This window comes from Candidatus Competibacteraceae bacterium (assembly GCA_016713505.1).
Taxonomy (GTDB): Bacteria; Pseudomonadota; Gammaproteobacteria; order Competibacterales; family Competibacteraceae; genus Competibacter_A.
The window spans coordinates 1,587,988-1,611,351 of record JADJPA010000001.1; the positions used below are offsets into that span (position 1 = coordinate 1,587,988).

Genomic DNA, 23,364 nt, shown 5'->3' on the forward strand with positions numbered 1-23,364 from the left:
TTGAAGCAGTTGTTAGACATTTATTTTTTCTTTCATCTCTAAATTTAATGCCCACAATTCTTTTAATGGAACTATTTTTTTTCTCGTTTTATTAATTTCTTTGCCTTCTTTGGACCACAAAACAGGATAAAATGAAATTCCTTGTCCTCTTTTTGTATTTAGAATTATCTCTTCCGAGTTTTTCCAAATAAATGATTCATAAAATTTATCGACATTTCCTGAAATACACCAAGAGATAAAATCAGAATATCCCATATTTAGATTTTCCCATTCAAGTGTATCTGGTGCAAAATAATATACCTTTCCTAATTCTTGACCAAAGTAACCGCCATTAATTGCAAAAAATCCACCAACCACATCAAACCCAATAAATAAACATCCAGATGGAATATTATCAATATTTTCCTGGCCAGGGATGTTATTCCATTTTTTTATTGAATCTGTCCACTCCGAATCATTACCACCGAATAGTCTTAAGAATTTTTCTTTGATGAGAATTCCATTTGTAAATTTGATAATTGTTCCTAATGTCGAGCGATCTGTTATTTGTAAAATATTCAATAAAATATTATCTGGACAATCATTTTTTATTATTTCAATGTTGTTTTTAGATGTTTCAATTTGTGTAATTAGATCTTCAATTAAGCTCATTATTTCCCTTTGCGCCGAAGGCGTCTGTCTAACAAATGATTAAGCAGTTTCAGCATATCTACCATAACATCATTACCACTATCAACAATTAATTGATTATTATATATTTTAACGGCCGTATAACGTTCCGCTCTTGACCGCCAGCACCTGATTCCGCAACCGTGAAATCGCCACCGTCACAACCCATAAGCGTGCAAAACCCAAATCTTGCGGCATCGATAGACATTTTTAATTTTGTGCGATCGCAGCATCGCCACATGAGTTTTGATAAGGTTATCATCCACGCTCACAGCGCTAACCATCTCGTATTGGGATTCGCGTAGCTGGAGCTTCTTCAACAGTATGGGGCCGAACACGGCATGACCCACCAAACCATCGAACTGAAAATCCTCGATCCTCGCTTGGGTCAGGAACTGCCGCTACCTGATTACGCCACCGCCGGCTCGGCCGGCCTGGACCTGCGCGCCTGTTTGCCGGAACCGTTGACGGTGCGGCCGGGTGAAACTCACCTGATTCCGACCGGAATGGCCATCCACATCGCCGATCCCGGCTTGGTGGCGCTGGTGCTGCCGCGCTCCGGCCTCGGCCACAAACACGGCATCGTGCTCGGCAATCTGGTCGGCTTGATCGACAGCGACTATCAAGGCGAACTGCTGATCTCCTGTTGGAATCGGGGACATGCGCCGTTCACTATCGCCGTCGGCGAACGGATCGCCCAACTGGTGATCGTGCCGGTGGTGCGAGCACAATTTTCCGTCGTTCCCGAATTCACCCCCAGCGCGCGCGGGGCCGGCGGCTTCGGCCACTCCGGCCGGCACTGAATCCCAAATCGAACCGCGCCGGACGGGCAAGGCGCGAACACTCGTGTTGAAACCTTCATGCTGAAATCCATTTTTCGGGAATACGACATTCGCGGCGTGGTGGATCGCGACCTGACACCTGACGTGGTGCGGGCTATCGGCCAAGCGATAGGCAGCCTCGCCGGCGAACGGGACGAAACCGCTGTAATCGTCGGACGCGATGCGCGGCTGTCCAGCCCACTGCTGTGCCAAGCGCTCAAAGCCGGCATCCACGCCGCCGGGCTGGACGTGCTGGATTTGGGCACGGTCTCGACGCCGTTGTTGTACTACGCCACGCATACCCTCGGCGTCAGTCACGCCGGAGTGATGGTGACCGGCAGCCACAATCCGCCGCAGTACAACGGCCTGAAGATCGTGATCGACAAGATCGCCCTGCACGGGGCGGTCATTCGCGACCTGCGCCGGCGCATCGAAACCGGCGATCTGCGCCACGGTCGCGGCCGCGATCACTTCACCGACATCGACAGCGACTACATTCGCCGGCTCGCGCAAGCCCTGCAACTTTCCAGACCGCGCAAGGTGGTGGTGGATTGCGGCAACGCCATCGCCGCCAAAACGGCGCCCGACTTGCTGCGGGCGTTGGGCTGCGAAGTGGTCGAACTGTATTGCGAGGTGGACGGACGTTTTCCCAACCATCATCCCGATCCCAGCATCCCGGAAAATCTAGCCGATTTGCAAGCGGCGGTGCGCGCGCATCGAGCCGATATCGGGCTGGCTTTCGACGGCGACGCCGACCGGCTGGGCGTGGTCACCGACGCGGGCGAGATCATCTGGCCGGATCGGGTGCTGATGCCGCTGGCCGAGGAAGTGCTGAACTCGCATCCCGGCGCGGGCGTGGTGTATGACATCAAATGCTCCTGGCATCTGACCCGTCTGATCGAGCGGCTGGGCGGCCAGCCGATTCCCTGGAAAACCGGCCATTCGTTGATCAAGGCCAAGATGCGCGAAACCGGCGCCTTGCTCGGCGGCGAAATGGCGGGGCATTTCGTCCACGCCGACGACTGGTTCGGCTTCGACGATGCCTTCTACGCCGCCGCCCGCTTGTTGCGGCTGTTGGCCCGCCAGAACCGTTCCAGCGCCGAATTCTTTGCCGCCTATCCGACCGGCTTCAACACACCGGAGCTGCGGCTGGACATGGCCGAAGGAGAACCGTTCGCTTTCATGGCCCGGCTGTGCGCGCAAGCCGATTTCGGACCGGACGCCCGAATCATCACCCTGGACGGACTGCGCGTGGAATTTCCGCACGGCTGGGGGCTGGTGCGCGCGTCCAACACCACGCCCAGCTTGACCTTGCGCTTCGAGGCCGACGATACAGCCAACCTTGCCGATATTCAGGAGCGGTTTCGACGGCCGATGCTGGCGTTACAAGCGGACTTGACCCTGCCTTTTTAATTTCCTGCCAGTTATTTTACTTCTTTATTCAGAGGTTCACCGACGCATGGCTCTCGACGCCCAAGCCGCCACCCAGGTGGCGCACGTTTTGACCGAATCCCTGCCCTACATCCGCCGTTTCTCCGGCAAGACCATCGTGGTCAAATACGGCGGCAACGCCATGGAAAGCGAGGAGCTGAAAAACGGCTTCGCCCGCGACATCGTGCTGATGAAGCTGGTCGGCTTCAATCCGGTGGTGGTGCACGGCGGCGGGCCGCAAATCAGCAACCTGCTCAAGCGCATCGGCAAGGAAAGCCGCTTCGTCGACGGGATGCGGGTGACCGACAGCGAAACCATGGACGTGGTCGAAATGGTGTTGGGCGGGTTGGTCAACAAGGAAATCGTCAACAACATCAACCGTCACGGCGGTTGCGCGGTGGGCCTGACCGGCAAGGACGGCGATTTGATTCACGCCCGCAAACTGACCATCACCCGGCAAAGCCCAGAGCTTAAAGCGCCGGAAATTATCGACATCGGCCACGTCGGCGAAGTCGCCAGCATCGACAAATCCATCGTTGAAACGCTGACCGCCGGCAACTTTATTCCGGTGATCGCGCCCATCGGAGTGGGCAAGGACGGCCAGTCCTACAACATCAACGCCGATCTGGTGGCCGGCAAGATCGCCGAGGTGCTGCGCGCCGAGAAGCTGATCTTGCTGACCGACACGGCCGGCGTGAAGGACAAACAAGGCAATCTGCTGACCGGCCTCGACGCCCGACGGGTGCAGGAGTTGATCGACGACGGCACCATTCACGGCGGCATGTTGCCGAAAATCGCCTGCGCGCTGGACGCCATACGCGGCGGGGTGAAGGCGGCGCACATCATCGACGGCCGGATCGAACACGCCGTCTTGGTGGAACTGTTTACCGACGCCGGCATCGGCACCTTGATGCGGGGAAAATGAGCAATCAGGCTGTCCGGGGCGGGTTGCTCTAACCCGCCTTGAAGCACCCGATTTGCTCCGACCGATTCCACCACCAGCCCTGACTCGGCTTCACAGTTTGACCAGCCGCACCAAAAGAAACGCTACGACCACGGCGATGACGGCTAGCGCAATGCGATAGAGCCGGCCAAATTGAGCTTGCATCTTAACGGATCGCCCTTGTTCTTCGATGGCCTTGTTTTGATTCGCCACCGCCTGCTTCTGCAATTCCAAGACCTCTCGCTGCACGACCAAGGACTCGTTGGCCACCCTTCGGTATTCGACTGCAAAAGCACGATGAGAATCGCGCAATTCGGTCAACAAGGTTTTGATATCGTCGTTTTCCATCCTGAACTCACCTCGAACGTAGCCGGCGGCAAGCAGCTCGGAGCCCCGCCGCAGCGCGCTTGACCGCTTTGCAAAGTTAACCGGTTATCCGCCTCGACGCCCTGGCGCGACTTGGCTACACTTGCTGGAAACCCTTACAAAACCCTGGGAAAAGCCATGCGCCGAGTCGTCTTCAACCAAAAAGGGGGGGTGGGCAAATCCACCATCGCGTGCAATCTGGCCGCCATCAGCGCCGCGCGCGGCCGGCGGACGCTGGTCGTCGACCTGGACCCGCAAGCCAACGCCTCGCGCTACCTGTTGGGGAAAGCGCTGGACGATCAGAAGAAAACCCTCGCCCACTTCTTCGACGATATTCTGGCCTACAAGCTATTTCCCGAGAAGCCGGAAAGCTACGTCGTTCCAACCCGCTTCGCCAATCTCGGGGTCATGCCGTCCGACCCCCGGCTGGAAGACCTGCAAGTCAAGCTCGAATCGCGCTACAAGATGTACAAGCTGCGCGAGGCGCTCGAAGCGTTCAAAGGTTTCGACAACATTTTCATCGATACTCCGCCAGCCTTGAATTTTTTCACGCGCTCGGCGCTGATCGCCGCCGATACGTGCTTGATTCCCTTCGATTGCGACGACTTTTCCCGCCGCGCTCTCTACACTCTGATGGAAAGCGTGCGCGAAATTCAGGCCGACCACAACCGCGCCTTGCGGATCGAAGGCATCGTGGTCAATCACTATCAAGCCCGCGCCAACTTGCCGGTGCGGCTGGTCGAGGAGCTGCGCTCCGAAGGGCTGCCGATCCTGGAAGCCTTTCTGTCCGCCTCGATTAAAATTCGCGAATCCCACGCTCAGGCGCTGCCGATGATCCACCTGGATCCCCGACATAAACTGACCCGCGAATTTGAAGCGCTTTATGGCTTGCTGGCGACTTGACCGGTCAAGCCGCCGGCCAGCGTCCGATCCATGATGCGTTTGTGAGTTTCAACGATCAAAGCGAGGCTGCGTCATGTCCGACCCGAATCCCGCCATCGTCGCTCGCATTGCTGCTGAAATGCGCCGCGCCCACCGGTTGCTGTTCATCACCGGCGCCGGCATTTCCGCCGACTCCGGCTTGCCGACCTATCGCGGCATCGGCGGGCTGTACAACGATCAGACCACCGAGGATCACTTTTCCATCGAAACCGCCCTGTCCGGCGCGATGCTAGACGCACAGCCGGCAATCACCTGGAAATACCTGCATCAAATCGAAAGCACCTGCCGGGGGGCGTGTTTCAACGACGCCCACGCCATCATCGCCGAGCTGGAACAGCACTTCGAGGTCTGCGTGCTGACGCAGAACATTGACGGCTTTCATCGCAACGCCGGCAGCCGCAACCTGATCGAAATTCATGGTGACATCCACGACCTGCACTGCACCCGCTGTCGCTATGCCAGTACGGTCGCCGATTACAGCGCGCTGGAACTGCCGCCGTCTTGCCCGAACTGCCAAGCGCCGGTCAGGCCGCGCGTGGTGTTGTTCGGCGAAATGCTGCCCTCCGACGCCATCCAGCATCTTTACGCGGAGCTCGATAAAGGTTTTGATCTGGTGTTCAGCGTCGGCACCACCAGCGTGTTTCCCTACATCGCCGGTCCGGTGGTGCAAGCCAGTCAGATGGGCATTCCGACCGTGGAAATCAATCCGACCGAGACCAACGTCACCCGCTTCGTGGAATACAAACTGGCTTCGGGCGCGGCGGCGAGCCTGCGGGCGATCCGGCAGGCCTTCCAGTCGGTCTCAGCCTAAGCCGAGCAACCGCTCCAGCCAAGCCACCGCCTCAGCGATGCCACCCGGCGGGACCGGCGGCTTGAGAGGCTGGTCGAACAAAGCCCGCAACGGCTCCGCCAGCTCGCCGCTGACCAGTTGCCGGCGGTCGATCTTGACCGCGTTACCGTGCGCCAGCAGCCAGCGGCTCAACCAAGGTTCTTCCGGCCAGTCATCGCGCGCGACATACAGCACGCGCGTACCGTTGCAGGCGGCCTCGGTGAAAGCGCCATAGCCGGGTTTGGTGAACAGCACGTCGCAAGAGCGGATCAGATCCACCATCGAACAGCCCTCCAGGGTCGCCCAACTCACCATATCCGGCCGCGTAACCGTCCAGTTCGGCGGCACCAACCAACGGATTCCCGGCTGTCGCGGCCAGCGCTCCAGCGGCGGGCGCATGTCCACGCCACCCAGGCCCATCAACACCAACCGCTCCCCCGCTCGTAAGCCGAGCCGATTGTCGATGTCCGACCGACGATCCCGTCCCAGCGCCGCGATCGGACCCACGGGTTGGCCATTGCGCAAATCCAGCATCGGCATACTCGGGGCGGGTTGCAAGAACGCGCTAGCGCTGTTGTATGCCGACAACATCGGAGAACGCAAGGCTGTCAAGTCGGGCGCATCCGGGCAGTAACCCGCCAAAATATCCGCCCAATTCAGCGAACACAGCGCCAGCGCTGGAATGCCCAAGCGCTGGGCCGCCGCCAAGGTCAGGTAAGGAATATCCGCCAGCACGCCATGGGGGGCCGCCGCTCGCAGCAGGTGTTCCTGCCGGACCAAACGCGGGTCCCAGGTTGCGTGAAAATCTCGGTAAGCTTCTAAACTTTCAGGAATTTTTGCCTCAAGCGCATCGACCATCACCATGCCGAAATCGGCGGCCCCGGCCACGCAATCGAAGGGACCGGCGATCCGCTGGGATAGCACCGACGCCGGCAGCGCGCTTTGCACCGTCAGCCGCACCGCCGGCCAGCGCCGCTGTAACTCATCGAGCACCGGCGCTACCTGCGCCAAATGCCCGAAACCATGCCCGGACAAAGCTACGTACAGATGTGCGGTTGCAGATTTCACGACCTTCTCCGGCGAGCGCGGCCCCCATCATCGGGCTTAGCGCTATCAAGATGAGTTGCTTTTTGGAAAAAATTGTGATAGCAATGACACAATACAACAGCTTATCTTATACCCCACAATTATTGTCATTATTGATACAATCTCCTGCAACCTGCAAGCTGATTTGCAGTCCCGTATGATCGGCTATCGTAGAGGTTATTATCATGGCGCAGGCGCTCACTCCGGAAATTCTCAAACGCACCAGCCGCGCATTTGCGGGAACGCACGGCAGGAGCGAGGAAAATCAGCAATTGGGGTTCACTCCTGGTTTTCGAGATGAGGAAACCGGTGTGGTGTATATCTCCTGTTGGTCCGACGGCACGCCCGCGCCCTTTCACGCGCTCGACGGCTTGCCCGAACATCTCATCCTGGCGCGCGGCCCCGGCGGACGGGCTGTCGCGGTCAAAGCCAGCATCGTCGCCGGTTTCATCCGTTGGGGTCTTTTCTACACCCGCGAACAAGCCGCTCACTGCCTCGATTGATTGTCGCGTCGATTCCCGTCCGGGGCCTCGCAGCCTCCCGCGCGCGCGGCTGCATCCTTAGCCGGTTTCAGCTCACGGCACCTCCCACTATCGCGTCTTGGCAAGACCATTCGCATCACTCGCGCCAGATTGACTTGAATTTGGAATCAACGCGACTATCGTTGTAAGGGTTGATGGCAACTACCAGCAACCCAGCTCAAGCCACGGGCGCGGGCTGAAAACGACCATAACGCCAACAAGACCCGCCGTCCCGGCCCGCCGGGTGTTTCCGATTCTCAAGAACACGCAACGGACCTCATTGCCATGTCGATCAAAACGCTAGAAAAAAGCAAGCCAGCGTCCTGGCTGACGGAACTTCCTCCCTTGGGTATGGACGCCAAGAGCATCACCGCCGACTTCCGCCACTATTTCAGCCACACCCTGGGCCGCGACCGGCATACCACCTACGCCAATTACATGTACGAGGCGTTGGTGCTGACCCTGCGCGACCGGCTGTGGGAGCGCTGGAAGAATACCCGCTACGCTTACGAGGCCGACGGCGGCGTGCGGCGCGCCTACTACCTGTCCATGGAATTTTTAATGGGCCGCGCCTTGAGCAACGCCATGCTCAACTTGGGCGTCAACGAACCGGTCAACAAAGCCCTTTATGAAATGGGCCTGACCCTGGAAGAACTGGCCGAATGCGAAAACGACGCCGGCTTGGGCAACGGCGGCCTGGGCCGGCTGGCCGCCTGCTTCATGGACAGTTGCGCCACCTTGCGCCTGCCGGTGGTCGGTTACGGTATCCGCTACGCCTACGGCATGTTCCGCCAGCGCATCGAAAACGGCTATCAGGTCGAGGAGCCGGATCACTGGCTGCGCAGCGGCAACCTGTGGGATCTGGAGCGACCGGAGTACACCGAGCGCATCAAGTTCGGCGGGCGCACCGAAGGCTATCTGAAAGCCGACGGCGAAATGGGCTGGCGCTGGCTCGACACCCACGACGTGCTGGCGGTGCCCTACGACGTGCCGATCCCCGGCTATCAGAACGGCACGGTCAACACCCTGCGGCTGTGGTCGGCGGCCGCCACCGACGAATTCGATTTCGAGGATTTCAACTCCGGCAGCTACACCGAGGCGGTCGGCGCCAAGAATATGGCGGAAAACATCACCATGGTGCTCTATCCCAACGACTCCACCGAAAGCGGTAAGGAGTTGCGGTTGCGCCAGCAATATTTCCTGGCCTCCGCCAGCCTGCAAGACGTGATCCGGCAATGGGTGCGCGTACGCGGCGAAGATTTCAGCGACTTCGCCGCCAAGAACTGCTTCCAGCTCAACGACACCCATCCGACCATCGGCGTGGCGGAATTGATGCGGATCTTGATGGACGATCACGGCCTCAAGTGGGACGACGCCTGGGCGATCACCAGCAAGGTGATGGCCTACACCAACCACACCCTGCTGCCCGAAGCGCTGGAGCGCTGGCCGGTGTGGCTGTTCCGCAAACTGCTGCCGCGGGTGCTGGACATCATCTACGAAATCAACGCCCGGTTCCTGGCCGAAGTGGCCCGCCGCTGGCCCGGCGACATCGAGCGCCAGCGCCGCATGTCGCTGATCGAGGAAGGCTACGAGCAGCAGGTGCGCATGGCCTATCTGGCCATCGCCGGCAGTTTTTCGGTGAACGGCGTGGCCGCGCTGCACTCCGACTTGCTCAAGCAGGGCTTGTTCCACGACTTCTACGAGCTGTGGCCGGAGAAGTTCAACAACAAGACCAACGGCGTCACCCAGCGGCGCTGGCTGGCCAGTTGCAACCCCGGCCTGAACAAGTTGATCACCGACACCATCGGGCCGAGCTGGGTCACGCAACTGGACGATCTGCGCAAGCTCATTCCCTATGCCCAGGACACCAAGTTCCGCGCCAAGTGGCGGCAGATCAAACACGACAACAAGGTCCGGCTGGCGACCCTGATCGAGGCCGACTGCGGGGTGGTGTTCAACACCAACGCGCTGTTCGACGTGCAGGTCAAGCGCATTCACGAATACAAGCGCCAGTTGCTCAACATCCTGCACGTCATCCACCTGTACGACCGCATCAAGCGCGGTGACACCGCGAACTGGACGCCGCGGTGCGTGCTGATCGGCGGCAAGTCGGCGCCCGGCTATTACATGGCGAAAGTCATCATCAAGCTGGTCAACAACGTCGCTAACGTCCTCAACAACGATCCCGAAGTCGGCGACAAGCTCAAGATGGCATTCCTGCCCAACTACCGGGTCTCGGCGATGGAGCTGATCGCGCCTGGCACCGATCTCTCCGAGCAAATCTCGACCGCCGGCAAAGAAGCCTCCGGCACCGGCAATATGAAGTTCATGATGAACGGCGCCGTCACCATCGGCACCCTGGATGGCGCCAACATCGAAATCCGTGAGGAATGCGGCGACGAGAACTTCTTCCTGTTCGGTCTGACCGCTCAGGAGGTCGAGGCGCGGCGGTCGAGCTACGATCCGTGGGCGATCATCCACGGCGACGCGGACATTTCCCGAGTGATGCACTTGCTCGAAAGCGCTCACTTCAACCAGTTCGAACAGGGTATCTTCGATCCGATCTTGAATTCGCTGACCAGCCCGCACGACCCGTGGCTGACCATCGCCGACCTGCGCGCCTACTTCGACGCGCAAGCCCGCGTCGACAAGGCTTATCAGGATCAGGAATTGTGGACCCGGATGAGCATCATCAACACCGCCACCAGCGGTAAATTCTCCACCGACCGCACCATGCTGGAATACAACGCCGAGATCTGGAAGCTCAAGCAACTCCCGGAAATGCCGTTGATCTGACCCTCCACCCAGCCGCCCGGAACGGGCCGCCACGACGGCGGCTCGTTCCGGGGCGCGCGTCGCCGAAGCTGGCGATTCCGCCACGCCCGCCCGCCAAACCCACCACCCGGAAATATATTTTTCGGCGGCGGGTTTCAAGCTCGGCGAACCCCTTGCAAAAAAAAGCGGCTTACAAAAAGATAAAGTCCCTCGGATCGCCCGATTGCGGCTCCTCCCAGTGAGGAACTTCAGCCCCCGCCGAGACGTCTTACGGTCGCTGTAACTCCCTCCTCCAGCAGAGAAACATCATGACCAAGCACTACGACCTCATCGCTATCGGTGGTGGCAGCGGCGGCCTGTCGGTGGCGGAACGAGCGGCCCGTTATGGCGCCCGCTGCGCGCTGATCGAAGGCGGCCGGCTCGGCGGCACCTGCGTCAACGTCGGCTGCGTGCCGAAAAAGGTGATGTGGTACGCCGCCCATCTGGCACATGCCCTCGATGACGCGCCCGGCTACGGTTTCCGGCTCGATTATTTCGATTTCGACTGGCGAAAGCTGAAAAGCGCCCGCGACCGCTTCGTCGGCGGGATCAACGACTGGTATCAAGGCTATCTCGCCGAAGCGGGCGTGGAACTGATTCGCGGCTTCGCCCGCTTCGTGAACACCCGCACCCTAGACGTTGACGGCGAGCGCTTCACCGCCCATCACATCGTGATCGCCACCGGTGGTCGGCCCCGCATTCCCGACCTTCCCGGCGCGGAATTCGGCATCACCTCGGACGGGTTTTTCGAGTTGGAAGCCTGTCCGCCCCGCATTGCCATCGCCGGCGGCGGTTACATCGCCGTCGAACTGGCGGGGATGTTGCACACCCTGGGGGCCGACGTGACGCTGCTGGTCCGCAAAGACGAAGTTTTGCGGACCTTCGATGCCGCCATCCGCGAAGAACTGATGCTGCGCCTGCGCGAGGACGGTATCAACGTAATGGCCCGGACCGAGATTCGGGCGGTGGCGCAGCTGGCTAGAGGCGCGCTCAACCTGCACTGCGCCGGCCGGGATAAGCCCCTGGAAACCGACACCCTGCTCTGGGCCATCGGTCGTATCCCCAACACCGACACGCTCAATCTTGAGGCGGCGAACCTCAAGCTGAACGCCGATGGCACCATCCCCACCGATCCGTATCAGAACACCCCTGTTCCCCAAATTTACGCCCTGGGCGATATCACCGAGCGCTTTCATCTGACGCCGGTGGCCATCGCCGCCGGACGCCGGCTGGCCGACCGCCTGTTCGGCCAGCAGCCGGAACGCCACCTGCCTTATGAAAATATTCCCAGCGTGGTGTTCAGCCACCCGCCCATCGGCACGATCGGCCTGACCGAAGAAGACGCGCGAGCCCAACACGGCGAGGCGGTGCGAGTTTATCAGACCCGGTTCCGGCCGATGTATCACGCCTTTACCGCCCGTCCGACCCATACCCTGATGAAACTGGTGTGCGTCGGACCAGATGAAAAAATCGTCGGCTGTCACCTTATCGGCGAGGGGGTGGACGAGATGCTGCAAGGCTTTGCCGTCGCCGTGCGCATGGGCGCCACCAAGCGCGATTTCGACGATACCGTGGCGATTCATCCCACCAGCGCCGAAGAATTGGTTACGATACGCTGAGTGAAGCGGTTGGCTCCGTCGCTCAACCGTTCGCGCCGGTCCCCAATTTCGAGCTTATTGGAACCCCGATGTCTGTCCGCCCCTTCGAGCAACACGTTCCGCGCGTTCACCCCACCGCGTTCGTCGATGACACCGCCGTGGTGATCGGCGATGTCGACATCGGCGAACACAGTTCGGTCTGGCCGCTGTGCGTGGTGCGCGGCGACATTCAAAGCATCCGCATCGGCGCCCGCACCAGCATCCAGGATGGCACCATCATTCACGTCACCCACGACAGCCGCTTTTGTCCGGGCGGTCAACCGACCTTGGTCGGCAACGATGTCACGGTCGGTCATAAAACGATCCTGCACGCCTGCACTATCGAGGATTATTGCCTGATCGGGATGGGCGCCATCGTGATGGATAAGGCGGTGGTCCAAGCCTGGGTAACGCTGGGCGCCGGCAGCGTGGTGCCGCCCGGCAAGGTGCTTGACAGCGGCTATCTGTACGTCGGCAGCCCCGCCAAGCGCGTTCGCCCGCTGAGCGAGCGCGAGCGGGACTTCCTGGGCTACTCGCCTCAAAATTACCAGCGCTTGAAAGACCGACATCAAGCCCTCTTGGCCTAGCCCCAAGCAGGAGAACGGCCGCTATGTTTCAGGCGCTACGCAAATCCGACGCGCTCATCATCACGCTGGCCGCCGCCGGCATCCTGATGGTCACCATGGGCGTTCGCCAATCGCTGGGACTGTTCGTCAGCCCCATTAATACCGCGACCGGTTTGGGAATCACGACGATCAGCCTGGCGCTTGCCATCGGCCAATTCACTTGGGGCGCGATCCAACCCGTCGCCGGCGCGGTCGCCGATCGCTTCGGCCCGCGCGCCGTGCTGATCGGCGGCCTGCTGGTCATGGCGCTCGGCAGCGCCATCACGCCGTTCATGCAATCGGGCTTCGGGCTGATCGCCTCCCTCGGCCTGCTGTCGGCCATCGGCTCCGGGGCCGGAAGCTTTTCCGTGCTGATCGGCGCGGCGGCCCAACGCTTGCCGCTGGAGGCGCGCGGCGCCGCCTCGGGCGTCATCAACGCTGGCGGTTCGTTCGGTCAGTTCGTGTTCGCGCCGATCGCGCAAAAGCTGATTCAGGGGTTGGGCTGGACCGGCGCCCTGTGGTCGATGGCGGCGATGACCCTGGCTGCGCTACCGCTGGTCGCCACGCTGACCCGATCGACAAAAACGCCGGTTCATCCCGAACAAGATGCGGGCGTGCTGAAAGCGGTCAGCGGCTCTTTGCGCGATCCCAGCTATCTGCTCCTCCACGCCGGCTTCTTCACCTGCGGCTTCCACATCGCCTTCTTGGTGACGCATTTGCCGGGCGAAGTCAGCTTGTGCGGGCTGCCGGCCTCCGTCGCCAGTTGGTCGCTGGCGATCATCGGTCTTTCCAATATTTTCGGCAGCCTGTTTGCCGGCTGGTGCGTGTCCCGCTATCGCAGCAAATGGATTCTGGCGATGATGTATGGTTCACGCGCGCTGTTGATCGCTTGGTATCTGATGATGCCGAAGACCGAACCGGTCTATTACCTGTTTGCGGTCGGCCTGGGTTTTACTTGGCTGGCGACGGTCCCGCCGACCGCCGCCATCGTCGGCAAACTGTTCGGCGTGCGCTATCTGGCGACCCTGTTCGGCCTGACCCTCCTCTCGCACCAGACCGGCGGCTTCCTGGGCGCTTATCTGGGCGGCTTGGCGATTACCCGGTTCGGCGATTTCAGTTGGATGTGGTACGCCGACATGGCGCTGGCCGCGCTGGCCGCCGTCGTGAATCTGCCGATTCGGGAAGCGCCCGTCGTCAGAGCCGTGGCGGCTGCGTGAGCACCATCTTGAGCGCCTTGGCGTAAGGAGCACCAGCAATGAGCGAGTTGCGTCCCGAAATTTCGATTGCCTTACTTAACGAGCGTGGCGCCGAATATTTGCCCGGTTATCTAGGCATCAAGATCATCGCGCTGTCGGCCAATTCGCTGACCGGTCGAATGCCGGTGCAAAAGCTGCATTTCGCGCCGAACAATCTGAAGAGCAATCATGTGGGGACGATTGAGGAGGGCGCCATCGCGTGTGTGGCGAGCGCTCAACATTTGGGACGGAATACCCAGGTCTGGGATGCCATCGTGACCGATGAAGCAACGGGCCACAAGATCGCGCTGTTTCGCTGCACACAGATGATTTTGTGGCCGAAAAGCTAAAAAACCTCCCAGTTTTGACCGATTTTTTGAATCACCTGCTCCGTCAGTGTTTCGACGGCGAATCCAATCCGTACCACCTTGAGCCGAAACACTGTCGATCTCTGTTCGGGGTGTAAGCTTGAAAAGGCTACTTTCGAGTGGTCTAATGGTGGCTGCCATTCCCCCTCTGCATTTTCTCAGACGGACGATATTACCAGCGGCTGTCCTTGCTAAGGATCGGGCAATAGCTAACGCATCCCAAACGTCCGAGTTTCTCGTTCAACATCCGCCCAAGCCCAATACCCATTCAAAATTTGGAGAAAACCCAGTATGTCGCGAGAGTTTTTAGCGTGGTCGGAAGAACTGAGTGTTGGAATTCAAGAAATCGACGAACAGCACAAAGTTCTTGCCGGCTTGACGAACTGTCTTTTTAATGAGGCCATCCTCAATAAGGGAGACCCCGCCGTCATCGAAAGCATTTTAAATGAGCTGATCCAGTACACTATCATTCATTTCTCGGTCGAAGAAAGCCTTTTTCGCATCTTCAATTATCCAGAAGCTGATTCCCATCAGATGCATCATAGCCAATTAAAAAGAGAAGTATTTGGAATAAAGGAAAAATTTAATAAAGGAGAAACCGTCGATCTGGAGTTGATGCACCTGCTCAGAGACTGGCTGACCAAACATATCATGATAGAAGACAAACTATATACCCCGTTTTTCTTGAGCAAGGGACTCAAGCCGCACTGGCCAAAATCGCGCTCGTGGATTGGAAAAATCTGGAACTCTATGCACATTAAATGATGTCAACGCTATTAAATGACCCACGCGATGGCCAATCCATTACTCGATGCTGATGACCTTCCTTCTTATGCCGCTATCCGATCCGAACATATCGAACCGACCATTGATCGGGTGTTGGCCGACAACCGTATTGAAATAGAACATCTGCTGGCCGCCAGTACTTATTATACCTGGAACAATTTAATTCAACCGCTGGAAGAGCTAGAAGACCGTTTGAATAAAGCATGGTCGCCGGTCAGTCATTTGCACGCGGTGCTGGATTCTGAAGCGCTGCGCGCGGCTTACAACGCCTGCCTGCCGAAACTCAGCGCCTACGCCACGGAAGTCGGCCAGCATGAAGGGCTTTACCAGGCCTACCGGCAAATCGCCGACGGATCGGAATATGCCCGGCTCGACGCCGCCCAACGCAAGGTTATCGACAACGCCCTGCGCGACTTTCGCCTGTCCGGCATCGCCCTAGCGCCGGCACAACAAGCCCGCTACAAGGACATCCAGCAGGAACTGTCGCAACTGAGCGCAAGGTTCGCCGAAAACGTACTTGATGCCACCCAGGGTTGGACCAAGCAGGTCACCGACGAAACGCAACTGGCCGGCCTCCCGGAGTCGGCGCGGGCGCTGACCCGTCAAACCGCCCGACAGCGAGCGCTTGAGGGCTGGTTGCTGACCCTGGAACTACCCTCCTATCTACCCGTGCTCAACTACGCCGACGACCGCGAACTACGGCGCGAATTGTATGAGGCTTTCTGTACCCGCGCCTCGAATCAGGGACCGAACGCCGGTCGGTGGGACAACGGCCCGCTCATGGAACGCCTTCTGGCGCTGCGGCATGAGTTGGCCCAGATTCTGGGCTTTCAGGATTACTCCGAATACTCGCTGGCGACCAAGATGGCCGATTCTGCGGACCAGGTGTTGGCGTTCCTCGATGGCTTGGCCCGCCGCGCCCGGCCGCAGGCCCAGCGCGAATTGGCCGAGCTGCGGGAGTTCGCCCGCGCTGAATTCGGAATCGAGGCGTTGGAGGCTTGGGATATCGGTTATTACGCCGAGAAACTGCGCCAGCACCGCTATCAACTGTCGCAGGAAGAATTGCGGCCCTACTTCCCAATCACCCGCGTGCTGCCGGGCTTGTTCGCGGTCGCGGAGAAACTGTTCGGCATCGCCATCCGCCTGCTGGACGGCGTCGAGGTGTGGCATCCCGACGTGCGAGTTTACGAAATCGCCGATTCGAGCGGACAACCGCGCGGTCGGTTTTTTCTGGACTTGTACGCTCGCCCTCACAAGCGCGGCGGCGCCTGGATGGACGGCTGTCTGGCGCGGCGGGTGATCGACGGCCGGGTACGGCTACCGGCGGCCTATCTGGTGTGCAATTTCACCCCGCCGGTGGGCGATGATCCGGCGCTGCTGACCCACGGCGACGTGGTGACCATGTTCCACGAGTTCGGGCACGGCTTGCATCATCTGCTGAGCAAAATCGATTACTTGCCGGTCACCGGCATCCACGGCGTGGAATGGGATGCGGTGGAGCTGCCGAGCCAGTTTTTGGAAAACTGGTGCTGGTCGCGCGAGGCATTGGCGCTGCTGGCGGGCCACTACCAGACCGGCGAGCCGCTGCCGGAAGCGCTGTACCAGCGAATGCAGGCGGCCAAGACCTTTCAGGCGGGCATCCTCATGGTCCGACAGCTGGAATTCGGGCTGTTCGATTTCCGCCTGCACCGGGAATTCGACCCGGCGCGCGGCGGCCGGGTGCTGGAGCTGCTCGATGCGGTGCGCCGGCAGGTCGCGGTGATCATCCCCCCCAGCCACAACCGTTTTCCCAACGCCTTCACGCACATCTTCTCCGGCGGTTACGCGGCGGGCTACTACAGTTATAAATGGGCGGAAGTCTTATCGGCCGATGCCTTCAGCGCCTTTGAAGAAAACGGCCTCTTCGACGCCGCCACCGGCGCGCGTTTCCGCGACAGCATTCTGGCCGTCGGCGGCTCGCGCCCGGCCTTGGCCAGTTTCGTCGAGTTTCGCGGCCGGGAGCCGCGTATCGAACCGCTCTTGCGAGCTAACGGGATCAAAGCAGCCGCTTAGGAGGTCCTCATGGTCGATCTGCCACCGCGGTCCCGCGCCCCTGGACCGCTCGGCGCCACCTCTGGTGCTAGCGGGGGTCAGCTGCCGGGCCCGCTCGGTTTTACGCCGGGGGTCTACTTGGCGCCCGCCCAGAGCGCCGGCCTCGCCAAGCTCCCCGGCTCGGCAAAACAATTCAGGATGCCGCCACCCGCCTCGGACGATATCACCAAGCTCGCGCGCAACGTGAAATGGACCCTCTTTACCAGCAAAGGGACGCCGGCGCTGGAGGATGTGAAACAAGGTTCTCTCGCCAACTGCCCGCTCGCCTCGCTGCTGGCGGCGCTCGCCTTCACCGCGACCGGCCAACGGCATCTGCTAAGCCTCATCACCGAACACAAGGCCACCGTCGAAACGGACTTATCGGGCGTGGCCGACCAACTCGCGGAAAAGATCGATAGGATCATCACCGGCCGTTATTTTACGGTCAGGCTGAAAAGCCAGTCTTTTGACGTCAGCAGCGTGCTGTATACCGATGAAGCCAGGGACCCGAACCCGATCTATATGACCTCACCCAATCAAGCGCTTTGGCCTTGTTTGATCGAACGGGCTTTCGCGGAAAAGGTCGGCAGCTACAACGAACTCGACGATCCTAGCAAACTCACCGCCAACGCCGTTTGGGAGGTCGTGGTCGGCTCTAGCCCGGACGGTTTCGCGGTGACCGGTCAGACGCCGGACTCAAAGATTCAGGAAGCCGCCGGAAACGCTCGGAGAGTACCGACGATCGCCGCGTCGAAAGAGGAAGCCGCCGATGTGACGGCGTGGCACGGTTTCGCCGTGCTCGGAATGAGAGGAACCCGGATCGAGTTATACGATCCGAGTTCCGCGCGGCGCGAAACCCTTTCGTTAGCGGCTTTTCGCAAGAACTTTCTGGCCGTTCTCCACGGCAAAAGCTAGCCGTCTGACTCTCCCACCGCAGGCGCGTAGCCCCCGCCGAAGGGGCGCACGTCGGTCGCCTTCATGCCGGCGCGGCGGGCCGCTTCCAGCCCGGAATCGGCATCCTCAAACACCTGACAATCGCGGGCTTCCACCCCCAAGCGGTGGGCGGCCTCCAAAAAAAGCGCCGGCGCGGGTTTGGGTGGCAGGCCATCGTCGGCGGTCAGCACCACCGGAAACAGGGGGTTCAATCCGGCGGCCCGCAACGCCAGCTCCACGTTGGGACGATTGCTGCCGGACACCACCGCCATCGGCAAGCGACCGTGATAGCGTCGCGCCAATGTCGCCACCGGTTCCAAGGGACGTGCTTGCCCCAGCAGGGCGTGCGTGCGCCGTTCCTTGTCGGCCGTAAACCGATCGATAGCGATGCGCCGGTCAAATCGGGCGTTGTACAAGCGGACGATCTGGTCGGTGGGCTTGCCGTTGTGTTCGATCAGAAACTCCAGCGGACAAGGCAGGCCCAACACCGCGAAGGTCTCTTTCCAGGCAGCATAATGCAAGGGCAAGGTATCGACCAACGTCCCGTCGCAATCGAAGATCAACCCCCGAACGCCGTCCGCCACCCGCAAGACCTGATTCGAAGCCGTATCGGTCACGGTCAAGCTCCACTCGGACGCGACTGCGGCCGTAGGTTGGTCGCGGACGCCGGTTTTTCTTCCTCTTCCGGTTCTTCGATGGCTTCCAGCGCCAAGCCCGAACTGCCCGGCCGCTCGACGGCCTTCGCGCCGCCGGACAGGTTGATCCGCAGCCGTAGATTATTGGCGGAATCGGCGTTCTTGATCGCTTCATCGAAACTGATCTTGCCGGCTTGGTGGAGCGCGAACAGCGCTTGATCGAAGGTCTGCATCCCAAGCCCGCTCGACTTTTCCATGATTTCCTTCAGGCCGCCCACTTCGCCGCGCTTGATCAGCGCTTCGACCATCGGCGAGTTCAATAACACCTCGATGGCCGCCACCCGCTTGCCGTCCACGGTCGGAATCAGCCGTTGCGACACGAACGCGCGCAGGTTGCCCGACAGATCGGCCAGCAACTGCGGCCGGCGCTCTTCGGGAAAGAAGTTGACGATGCGGTCCAACGCTTGATTGGCGCTGTTGGCGTGCAGGGTGGAAATCGCCAGATGGCCGGTTTCCGCGAAGGCCAGCGCGTGCTCCATGGTCTCTCGGTCGCGAATTTCGCCGATCAGAATGACGTCCGGCGCTTGCCGCAGCGTGTTCTTGAGCGCGTCCGCATAGCTTAGGGTATCGACGCCCACTTCGCGCTGGTTGATCACGGAACGCTTGTGCCGGTGCACGAATTCGATCGGGTCTTCAACGGTGATGATATGGCCGCCGCTATTGCCGTTGCGGTGATCGATCAAAGCGGCCAGCGAGGTGGATTTACCCGAACCGGTGCCGCCCACGAACAGGATCAAACCGCGCTTTTCCATGATGACTTGGGTCAGCACCGACGGCAGCCCCAGCGCTTCGATGCTGGGAATGTCGGTCTTGATGTTGCGGATCACCATGGAGATTTCGCCGCGTTGCTTGAAGATGTTGACCCGAAACCGGCCGACGTTGGGCTCGCTGATCGCCAGATTCATCTCCAGGGTCTTTTCGAAATCGGCGATTTGCGCCGCATCCATCACCGAATAGGCGATCTGTTTCACCCGGCCCGGCGGCAACGGTTCCTTGTCCAGCATTTTCAACACCCCTTGGAATTTACCGCAGGGCGGCGCGCCGGTGCTGAGGTAAATGTCCGACCCGTCCCGGCGGGCCAGAGTCGATAAAAAATCCTTCAAGTTGATGATTCTATTTCTGATCGTCATCGCTAGTACCCCCTTCGAAATCAATCGACCGCCGCCGCGCAGCCGCCGCGCCGAGGATCGCCCGCGCCGTCGCCCTCCGGCGCGATAGCGTGGACCCCGCCGAAGTAAAGATCGCGCACCGTCCAGCGGTTGAGCGGCCAACGGCCCTCCAAGGCGGTCAATGCTTCACCGGTAAAACCGGGCTCCACCTGGAGCCGTTCGCCGTCCCAATGCACCCGCGGCGCTTCCACCGCGGCGCGCGGTTCGAAACCGAAATCGACCACGTTACTGATCACCTGCACCAGGGCGGAGCGGATGCGCTTGCTGCCGCCGCTGCCCAACACCAGCCGCACCCGGTCCCCGGCCAGCAGCAGCGAGGGCGCCATCATCGAGGCCACCCGCATTCCGGGCGGACTGGCGTGAAAACCCTCGGGGTGCAGGTCGTCCTCACCCATCATGTTGTTGAGCATGATGCCGGTCCCCGCGACGAAGCAGCCGGAGCCTTCGCCGTTGGAGGTGGTCATGCTGGCCGCGTTGCCGTCGGCGTCACAGACGCTGATGTGCGTGGTGCCCCCGCAGGCCGCGCGGGTTCGGCCCTGGCTTTCGAGCAGCTCGGACTCGCTGAGATCGACCGGGCTGAGATAACCCTCGGCGCGGCGGCGATCCACCTCCCGCATCGCCGCCGCCAGCAAGGCCAGATGGCCCGGCGAACCAAAACCCAGTGAGGCTGGCTCGCACGACTCCAACAAACGCAGCGACAGGCCGATCAACGCCCCACCGAACGACGGTGGCGGGTTGGTCAGCACGCGATAGCCGCGATAATCCACCGCCAGCGGCTCACGTTCGATGACCCGATAGGCCGCCAGATCGGCAGCGGTCAACAAACCCGCGCCCTCCCGCATGGCGCGGGCCGTGCGTGCGGCCCATTCGCCTTGGTAAAACTCCCGCTCGCCGTCGCGCGGCACGGTTTCCAGAAAAGCCGCCAGCTCCGGGTTGCGGAACAGGTCGCCCTCGCGCAGATACCGCCCCGCCGGCTGAAACAAGGCGCGGCCGGCGGCGCTCAGGGTCATGATCGGCACCAACAGTTCCAGGAAATAGGCCTGCTTGGCATTGACGGTAAGCCCTTCGCGAGCCAAATGAATGGCCGGCGCCAACACATCCCGCAGCGGCAGCCGGCCCAGCCGGCGATGCGCGTGCAGATAGCCCTTGAGCGCGCCCGGCACCGCCACCGATCCCATGCCGACGTTGAAGAGTTGTTCGCTGCTGGGAAAGCGGACCGTGACCGGCATGAAGTGTGGTTCCAATTCGCCGGCCTGCAAGCCCTGCCCCGGCGTATCCACGAAAAAGTCGAAGACCACGGGCTGGCTGTGCGCGGGCCGCGCCAACAGAAAACCGCCGCCGCCCAAGCTGGTCAGCGCCGGTTCCGCCACGGCGGCGGCAAATCCGGCGGCTATCGTCGCATCAAAGGCGTTGCCGCCCGCGCGCAGCATGTCGCAGGCGGCGGCGGTGACCGCCGGATGGCCGCTGGCCGCGCCGCCCCGGCACGGTGAACGCTCCGTCACGAGCGGCTCGCTCACCACCGACCGCTCAGTGGCGGTTGGCCGGCCGGCGGTGGGGCGCGCGGCCGCGCGGGCGATGCTCGCCTCCCGACGCGGGGGGGCGGCGTTCCAGGCGCTTGGGCGGCTTGTACTCAATCAACAAGTCTTCGGTGATTGGCAGCACCTCAATCTTCTGACCGATGAAATCCTCGATCTCCGGCAGCGAATAAACGTACTCCTCGCAGGCGAAACTGATGGCGTCGCCGCTGGCACCGATGCGGGCGGTCCGCCCGATCCGGTGCACGTAATCCTCTTGATCCTGCGGCAAATCGAAGTTGATGACGTGGGTCACGTCGGGAATGTGCAGGCCGCGCGCCGCCACGTCGGTCGCCACCAGAATCGGCAATTCGCCGCGCTGGAACGACTCCAACAGTCGCAGCCGCTTGTTCTGCGGGATATCGCCCGATAGGACTTCGGCCTCGTAGCCGTTGCCCAGCAGATAGCCGGTGACGCGATCCGCCGCCCGCTTGGTGTTGACGAAAACCATGGTGCGCTTGGGGTCCTGCTGGCGCAGCACGCCCAGCAGCAGGGAAATTTTGTCATGGGCCGAGACGTGATAGAGCGACTGGCGCACCTTGTCGGCGGTTACATGGTCGGCCTCGATCCGAATGACCTGCGGGTTGTTCATGTGCTCGTAGGCCAATTCCATGACCCGGTTGCTCAAGGTCGCTGAAAACAGCATGTTGATGCGCTGGCCGGCCGGCGGCATCTTGCGCAGCAAATAGCGGATGTCGGCGATGAAACCGAGATCGAACATCCGGTCGGCTTCATCCAGCACCACCACTTCGATATCGGACAGCTTGTACACGCCCTGTTTGAAATAATCGATCAGCCGGCCGGGGGTGCCGATCAGCACGTCCACCCCTCTTTCCAGCTGGCGGCGCTGGCTGTCGTAACCCGTTCCGCCGTACACCGCGGCAAATTTGAGGCCGGTATAGCGCCCGATCAGTTCGGCGTCGCGATGGATTTGCACCGCCAGCTCGCGAGTCGGCGCGAGCATGATCGCCCACGGGCCGAACGCATCCTCGGGGGCCGGCGTCTCCATCAGGTGATGGAGGGTGGCCAGCAGAAACGCGGCGGTCTTACCGGTGCCGGTTTGGGCCTGGCCGGCGATATCCCGGCCTTTGAGCGCCAGCGGCAGCGTGGCGGCCTGAATCGGCGTACAATGGCTGAAACCGGCGTCTTCCAGGCTTTCCAACAGCGAATCGGTCAAACCGAGCGAGGAAAACAGGACAGCAGTCAAATGGTCTTTTTGCATGAGTGAGTAACAATCCCGAGTAAGCAGGGCCAGAGGAACCGATAACGATGCCCGGCTCGATCCGTTCGAAACAGAAAGAAATTTGTCCCCCGGTTAAATATTTTGCCACAATATCCCCCATCGAACGCTAAGCGCCGTTTTTTGCGGTTGGCTGATGCGGTGAGCTTCTTGAAATTCACCTCAGCAAACCCCACCTCTCTGATACTCACGCTGCAAAACCGCCTCAGGACACTACAGCGCCCACTTTTTTAAATTGGAGAACGCCATCCCATGAGCGAGCGAATCGTACATATCACCGATGACTCTTTCGAAGCCGAAGTTCTCAAGGCCGACAAGCCGGTCCTGGTGGATTACTGGGCTGAATGGTGCGGCCCCTGCCGGATGATCGCGCCCATCCTGGACGAAATCGCCGGACAATACGAGGATCGCGTCAAAATCTGCAAGCTGAACGTGGACGAGAACCAGAATACGCCCCCCAAATACGGCATTCGAGGCATTCCGACCTTGATGCTGTTCCGCAACGGCAACGTCGAAGCCACCAAGGTCGGGGCCTTGTCCAAGTCGCAGTTAGTCGCCTTTCTCGACAGCAGCTTGCGTTGAAAATCCCTAAGGCGCTCTCCAAGGGTAGACGCCGTTTCGCAGGCGTGC

General features: G+C 60.4%; 22 protein-coding genes. 15 read left to right on the top strand and 7 right to left on the bottom strand.

The annotated features are described in order from the left end of the window. Positions 1 to 12: 12 nt before the first annotated feature. Positions 13 to 651, bottom strand: a complete 639-nt coding sequence (locus IPK09_07240) for a DUF2625 family protein (GenBank protein ID MBK7983408.1) — start codon at positions 649 to 651, stop codon at positions 13 to 15. A gap of 359 nt (positions 652 to 1,010) precedes the next feature. Here IPK09_07240 and dut point away from each other — a divergent pair, with 359 nt between their 5' ends. Genes dut through argB form a run of 3 tightly spaced genes read left to right on the top strand, consistent with a single transcriptional unit; the run spans position 1,011 to position 3,846 of the window. Next, on the top strand, positions 1,011 to 1,472 hold the full coding sequence (gene dut / locus IPK09_07245; GenBank protein MBK7983409.1) for a dUTP diphosphatase: 462 nt from the start codon (positions 1,011 to 1,013) through the stop codon (positions 1,470 to 1,472). A gap of 57 nt (positions 1,473 to 1,529) precedes the next feature. Next, positions 1,530 to 2,903, top strand: coding sequence for a phosphomannomutase/phosphoglucomutase (locus IPK09_07250; protein ID MBK7983410.1), 1,374 nt, complete (start codon positions 1,530 to 1,532; stop codon positions 2,901 to 2,903). A 46-nt stretch (positions 2,904 to 2,949) separates the two neighbouring features. Next, positions 2,950 to 3,846 (top strand): acetylglutamate kinase, encoded by an 897-nt coding sequence (gene argB, locus IPK09_07255; protein ID MBK7983411.1) that lies wholly within the window; start codon positions 2,950 to 2,952, stop codon positions 3,844 to 3,846. A gap of 90 nt (positions 3,847 to 3,936) precedes the next feature. Here argB and IPK09_07260 read toward each other — a convergent pair whose 3' ends face one another. Further along, on the bottom strand, positions 3,937 to 4,212 hold the full coding sequence (locus IPK09_07260; GenBank protein ID MBK7983412.1) for a hypothetical protein: 276 nt from the start codon (positions 4,210 to 4,212) through the stop codon (positions 3,937 to 3,939). 156 nt (positions 4,213 to 4,368) lie between these two features. On the opposite strand from IPK09_07260, the gene IPK09_07265 reads away from it, so the two are divergent. Further along, positions 4,369 to 5,133 (top strand): ParA family protein, encoded by a 765-nt coding sequence (locus IPK09_07265; GenBank protein ID MBK7983413.1) that lies wholly within the window; start codon positions 4,369 to 4,371, stop codon positions 5,131 to 5,133. Positions 5,134 to 5,206: 73 nt separating this feature from the next. After that, entirely contained in the window at positions 5,207 to 5,983 is a 777-nt protein-coding gene (locus IPK09_07270) for an NAD-dependent protein deacylase (GenBank protein ID MBK7983414.1), read from the top strand. Here the strand turns inward: IPK09_07270 and IPK09_07275 are convergent. Next, entirely contained in the window at positions 5,975 to 7,069 is a 1,095-nt protein-coding gene (locus IPK09_07275; protein ID MBK7983415.1) for a hypothetical protein, read from the bottom strand. The two genes, IPK09_07270 and IPK09_07275, sit on opposite strands and share 9 nt — an antisense overlap. A gap of 203 nt (positions 7,070 to 7,272) precedes the next feature. On the opposite strand from IPK09_07275, the gene IPK09_07280 reads away from it, so the two are divergent. The 9 genes from IPK09_07280 (at position 7,273) to IPK09_07320 (ending at position 18,038) form a co-directional block, all read left to right on the top strand. Further along, positions 7,273 to 7,590: a hypothetical protein gene (locus IPK09_07280; protein MBK7983416.1), complete on the top strand. Its 318-nt coding sequence runs from the start codon at positions 7,273 to 7,275 to the stop codon at positions 7,588 to 7,590. 303 nt (positions 7,591 to 7,893) lie between these two features. Further along, entirely contained in the window at positions 7,894 to 10,404 is a 2,511-nt protein-coding gene (locus IPK09_07285; GenBank protein MBK7983417.1) for a glycogen/starch/alpha-glucan phosphorylase, read from the top strand. Between the two features lie 287 nt (positions 10,405 to 10,691). Beyond that, entirely contained in the window at positions 10,692 to 12,041 is a 1,350-nt protein-coding gene (gene gorA / locus IPK09_07290; GenBank protein MBK7983418.1) for a glutathione-disulfide reductase, read from the top strand. A gap of 68 nt (positions 12,042 to 12,109) precedes the next feature. Then, positions 12,110 to 12,646, top strand: coding sequence for a gamma carbonic anhydrase family protein (locus tag IPK09_07295; GenBank protein ID MBK7983419.1), 537 nt, complete (start codon positions 12,110 to 12,112; stop codon positions 12,644 to 12,646). Positions 12,647 to 12,669: 23 nt separating this feature from the next. After that, positions 12,670 to 13,881, top strand: coding sequence for an MFS transporter (locus IPK09_07300; protein ID MBK7983420.1), 1,212 nt, complete (start codon positions 12,670 to 12,672; stop codon positions 13,879 to 13,881). 38 nt (positions 13,882 to 13,919) lie between these two features. Then, entirely contained in the window at positions 13,920 to 14,249 is a 330-nt protein-coding gene (locus IPK09_07305) for a PaaI family thioesterase (protein MBK7983421.1), read from the top strand. 309 nt (positions 14,250 to 14,558) lie between these two features. Continuing rightward, complete coding sequence (locus tag IPK09_07310) at positions 14,559 to 15,032, top strand: hemerythrin family protein (GenBank protein ID MBK7983422.1); 474 nt, start codon at positions 14,559 to 14,561, stop codon at positions 15,030 to 15,032. 27 nt (positions 15,033 to 15,059) lie between these two features. Continuing rightward, positions 15,060 to 17,105: an oligopeptidase A gene (gene prlC / locus IPK09_07315; protein ID MBK7983423.1), complete on the top strand. Its 2,046-nt coding sequence runs from the start codon at positions 15,060 to 15,062 to the stop codon at positions 17,103 to 17,105. 9 nt (positions 17,106 to 17,114) lie between these two features. Continuing rightward, positions 17,115 to 18,038, top strand: coding sequence for a hypothetical protein (locus IPK09_07320; GenBank protein MBK7983424.1), 924 nt, complete (start codon positions 17,115 to 17,117; stop codon positions 18,036 to 18,038). Here the strand turns inward: IPK09_07320 and IPK09_07325 are convergent. From IPK09_07325 to IPK09_07340, 4 genes are all read right to left on the bottom strand, one after another. Continuing rightward, positions 18,035 to 18,673 (bottom strand): HAD family phosphatase, encoded by a 639-nt coding sequence (locus IPK09_07325; GenBank protein MBK7983425.1) that lies wholly within the window; start codon positions 18,671 to 18,673, stop codon positions 18,035 to 18,037. The genes IPK09_07320 and IPK09_07325 overlap by 4 nt on opposite strands. A 2-nt stretch (positions 18,674 to 18,675) precedes the next feature. Beyond that, the gene (locus IPK09_07330; GenBank protein ID MBK7983426.1) at positions 18,676 to 19,860 is read right to left on the bottom strand and encodes a PilT/PilU family type 4a pilus ATPase; all 1,185 of its coding nucleotides are present in this window, start codon (positions 19,858 to 19,860) and stop codon (positions 18,676 to 18,678) included. Between the two features lie 41 nt (positions 19,861 to 19,901). Next, positions 19,902 to 21,350 carry a gamma-glutamyltransferase gene (locus tag IPK09_07335; protein MBK7983427.1) on the bottom strand — a complete coding sequence of 483 codons (1,449 nt, stop codon included), beginning with the start codon at positions 21,348 to 21,350 and terminating at the stop codon, positions 19,902 to 19,904. A gap of 97 nt (positions 21,351 to 21,447) precedes the next feature. Continuing rightward, positions 21,448 to 22,716 (bottom strand): DEAD/DEAH box helicase, encoded by a 1,269-nt coding sequence (locus IPK09_07340; GenBank protein ID MBK7983428.1) that lies wholly within the window; start codon positions 22,714 to 22,716, stop codon positions 21,448 to 21,450. 270 nt (positions 22,717 to 22,986) lie between these two features. Here IPK09_07340 and trxA point away from each other — a divergent pair, with 270 nt between their 5' ends. Continuing rightward, positions 22,987 to 23,316, top strand: a complete 330-nt coding sequence (gene trxA, locus IPK09_07345) for a thioredoxin TrxA (GenBank protein ID MBK7983429.1) — start codon at positions 22,987 to 22,989, stop codon at positions 23,314 to 23,316. Positions 23,317 to 23,364 lie beyond the last annotated feature (48 nt).

What these genes read in the sequence shown, in the direction of transcription:
- IPK09_07265 (MBK7983413.1), top strand. Translation starts at nt 4,369, where the DNA reads ATGCGCCGAGTCGTCTTCAACCAAAAAGGGGGGGTGGGCAAATCCACC.
- IPK09_07305 (MBK7983421.1), top strand. Translation starts at nt 13,920, where the DNA reads ATGAGCGAGTTGCGTCCCGAAATTTCGATTGCCTTACTTAACGAGCGT.
- trxA (MBK7983429.1), top strand. Translation starts at nt 22,987, where the DNA reads ATGAGCGAGCGAATCGTACATATCACCGATGACTCTTTCGAAGCCGAA.
- IPK09_07270 (MBK7983414.1), top strand. Translation starts at nt 5,207, where the DNA reads ATGTCCGACCCGAATCCCGCCATCGTCGCTCGCATTGCTGCTGAAATG.
- IPK09_07240 (MBK7983408.1), bottom strand. Translation starts at nt 651, where the DNA reads ATGAGCTTAATTGAAGATCTAATTACACAAATTGAAACATCTAAAAAC.
- IPK09_07295 (MBK7983419.1), top strand. Translation starts at nt 12,110, where the DNA reads ATGTCTGTCCGCCCCTTCGAGCAACACGTTCCGCGCGTTCACCCCACC.
- IPK09_07340 (MBK7983428.1), bottom strand. Translation starts at nt 22,716, where the DNA reads ATGCAAAAAGACCATTTGACTGCTGTCCTGTTTTCCTCGCTCGGTTTG.
- argB (MBK7983411.1), top strand. Translation starts at nt 2,950, where the DNA reads ATGGCTCTCGACGCCCAAGCCGCCACCCAGGTGGCGCACGTTTTGACC.
- dut (MBK7983409.1), top strand. Translation starts at nt 1,011, where the DNA reads ATGACCCACCAAACCATCGAACTGAAAATCCTCGATCCTCGCTTGGGT.
- IPK09_07335 (MBK7983427.1), bottom strand. Translation starts at nt 21,350, where the DNA reads ATGCTGCGCGCGGGCGGCAACGCCTTTGATGCGACGATAGCCGCCGGA.
- IPK09_07300 (MBK7983420.1), top strand. Translation starts at nt 12,670, where the DNA reads ATGTTTCAGGCGCTACGCAAATCCGACGCGCTCATCATCACGCTGGCC.
- IPK09_07250 (MBK7983410.1), top strand. Translation starts at nt 1,530, where the DNA reads ATGCTGAAATCCATTTTTCGGGAATACGACATTCGCGGCGTGGTGGAT.
- IPK09_07280 (MBK7983416.1), top strand. Translation starts at nt 7,273, where the DNA reads ATGGCGCAGGCGCTCACTCCGGAAATTCTCAAACGCACCAGCCGCGCA.
- IPK09_07320 (MBK7983424.1), top strand. Translation starts at nt 17,115, where the DNA reads ATGGTCGATCTGCCACCGCGGTCCCGCGCCCCTGGACCGCTCGGCGCC.
- IPK09_07310 (MBK7983422.1), top strand. Translation starts at nt 14,559, where the DNA reads ATGTCGCGAGAGTTTTTAGCGTGGTCGGAAGAACTGAGTGTTGGAATT.
- gorA (MBK7983418.1), top strand. Translation starts at nt 10,692, where the DNA reads ATGACCAAGCACTACGACCTCATCGCTATCGGTGGTGGCAGCGGCGGC.
- prlC (MBK7983423.1), top strand. Translation starts at nt 15,060, where the DNA reads ATGGCCAATCCATTACTCGATGCTGATGACCTTCCTTCTTATGCCGCT.
- IPK09_07285 (MBK7983417.1), top strand. Translation starts at nt 7,894, where the DNA reads ATGTCGATCAAAACGCTAGAAAAAAGCAAGCCAGCGTCCTGGCTGACG.
- IPK09_07260 (MBK7983412.1), bottom strand. Translation starts at nt 4,212, where the DNA reads ATGGAAAACGACGATATCAAAACCTTGTTGACCGAATTGCGCGATTCT.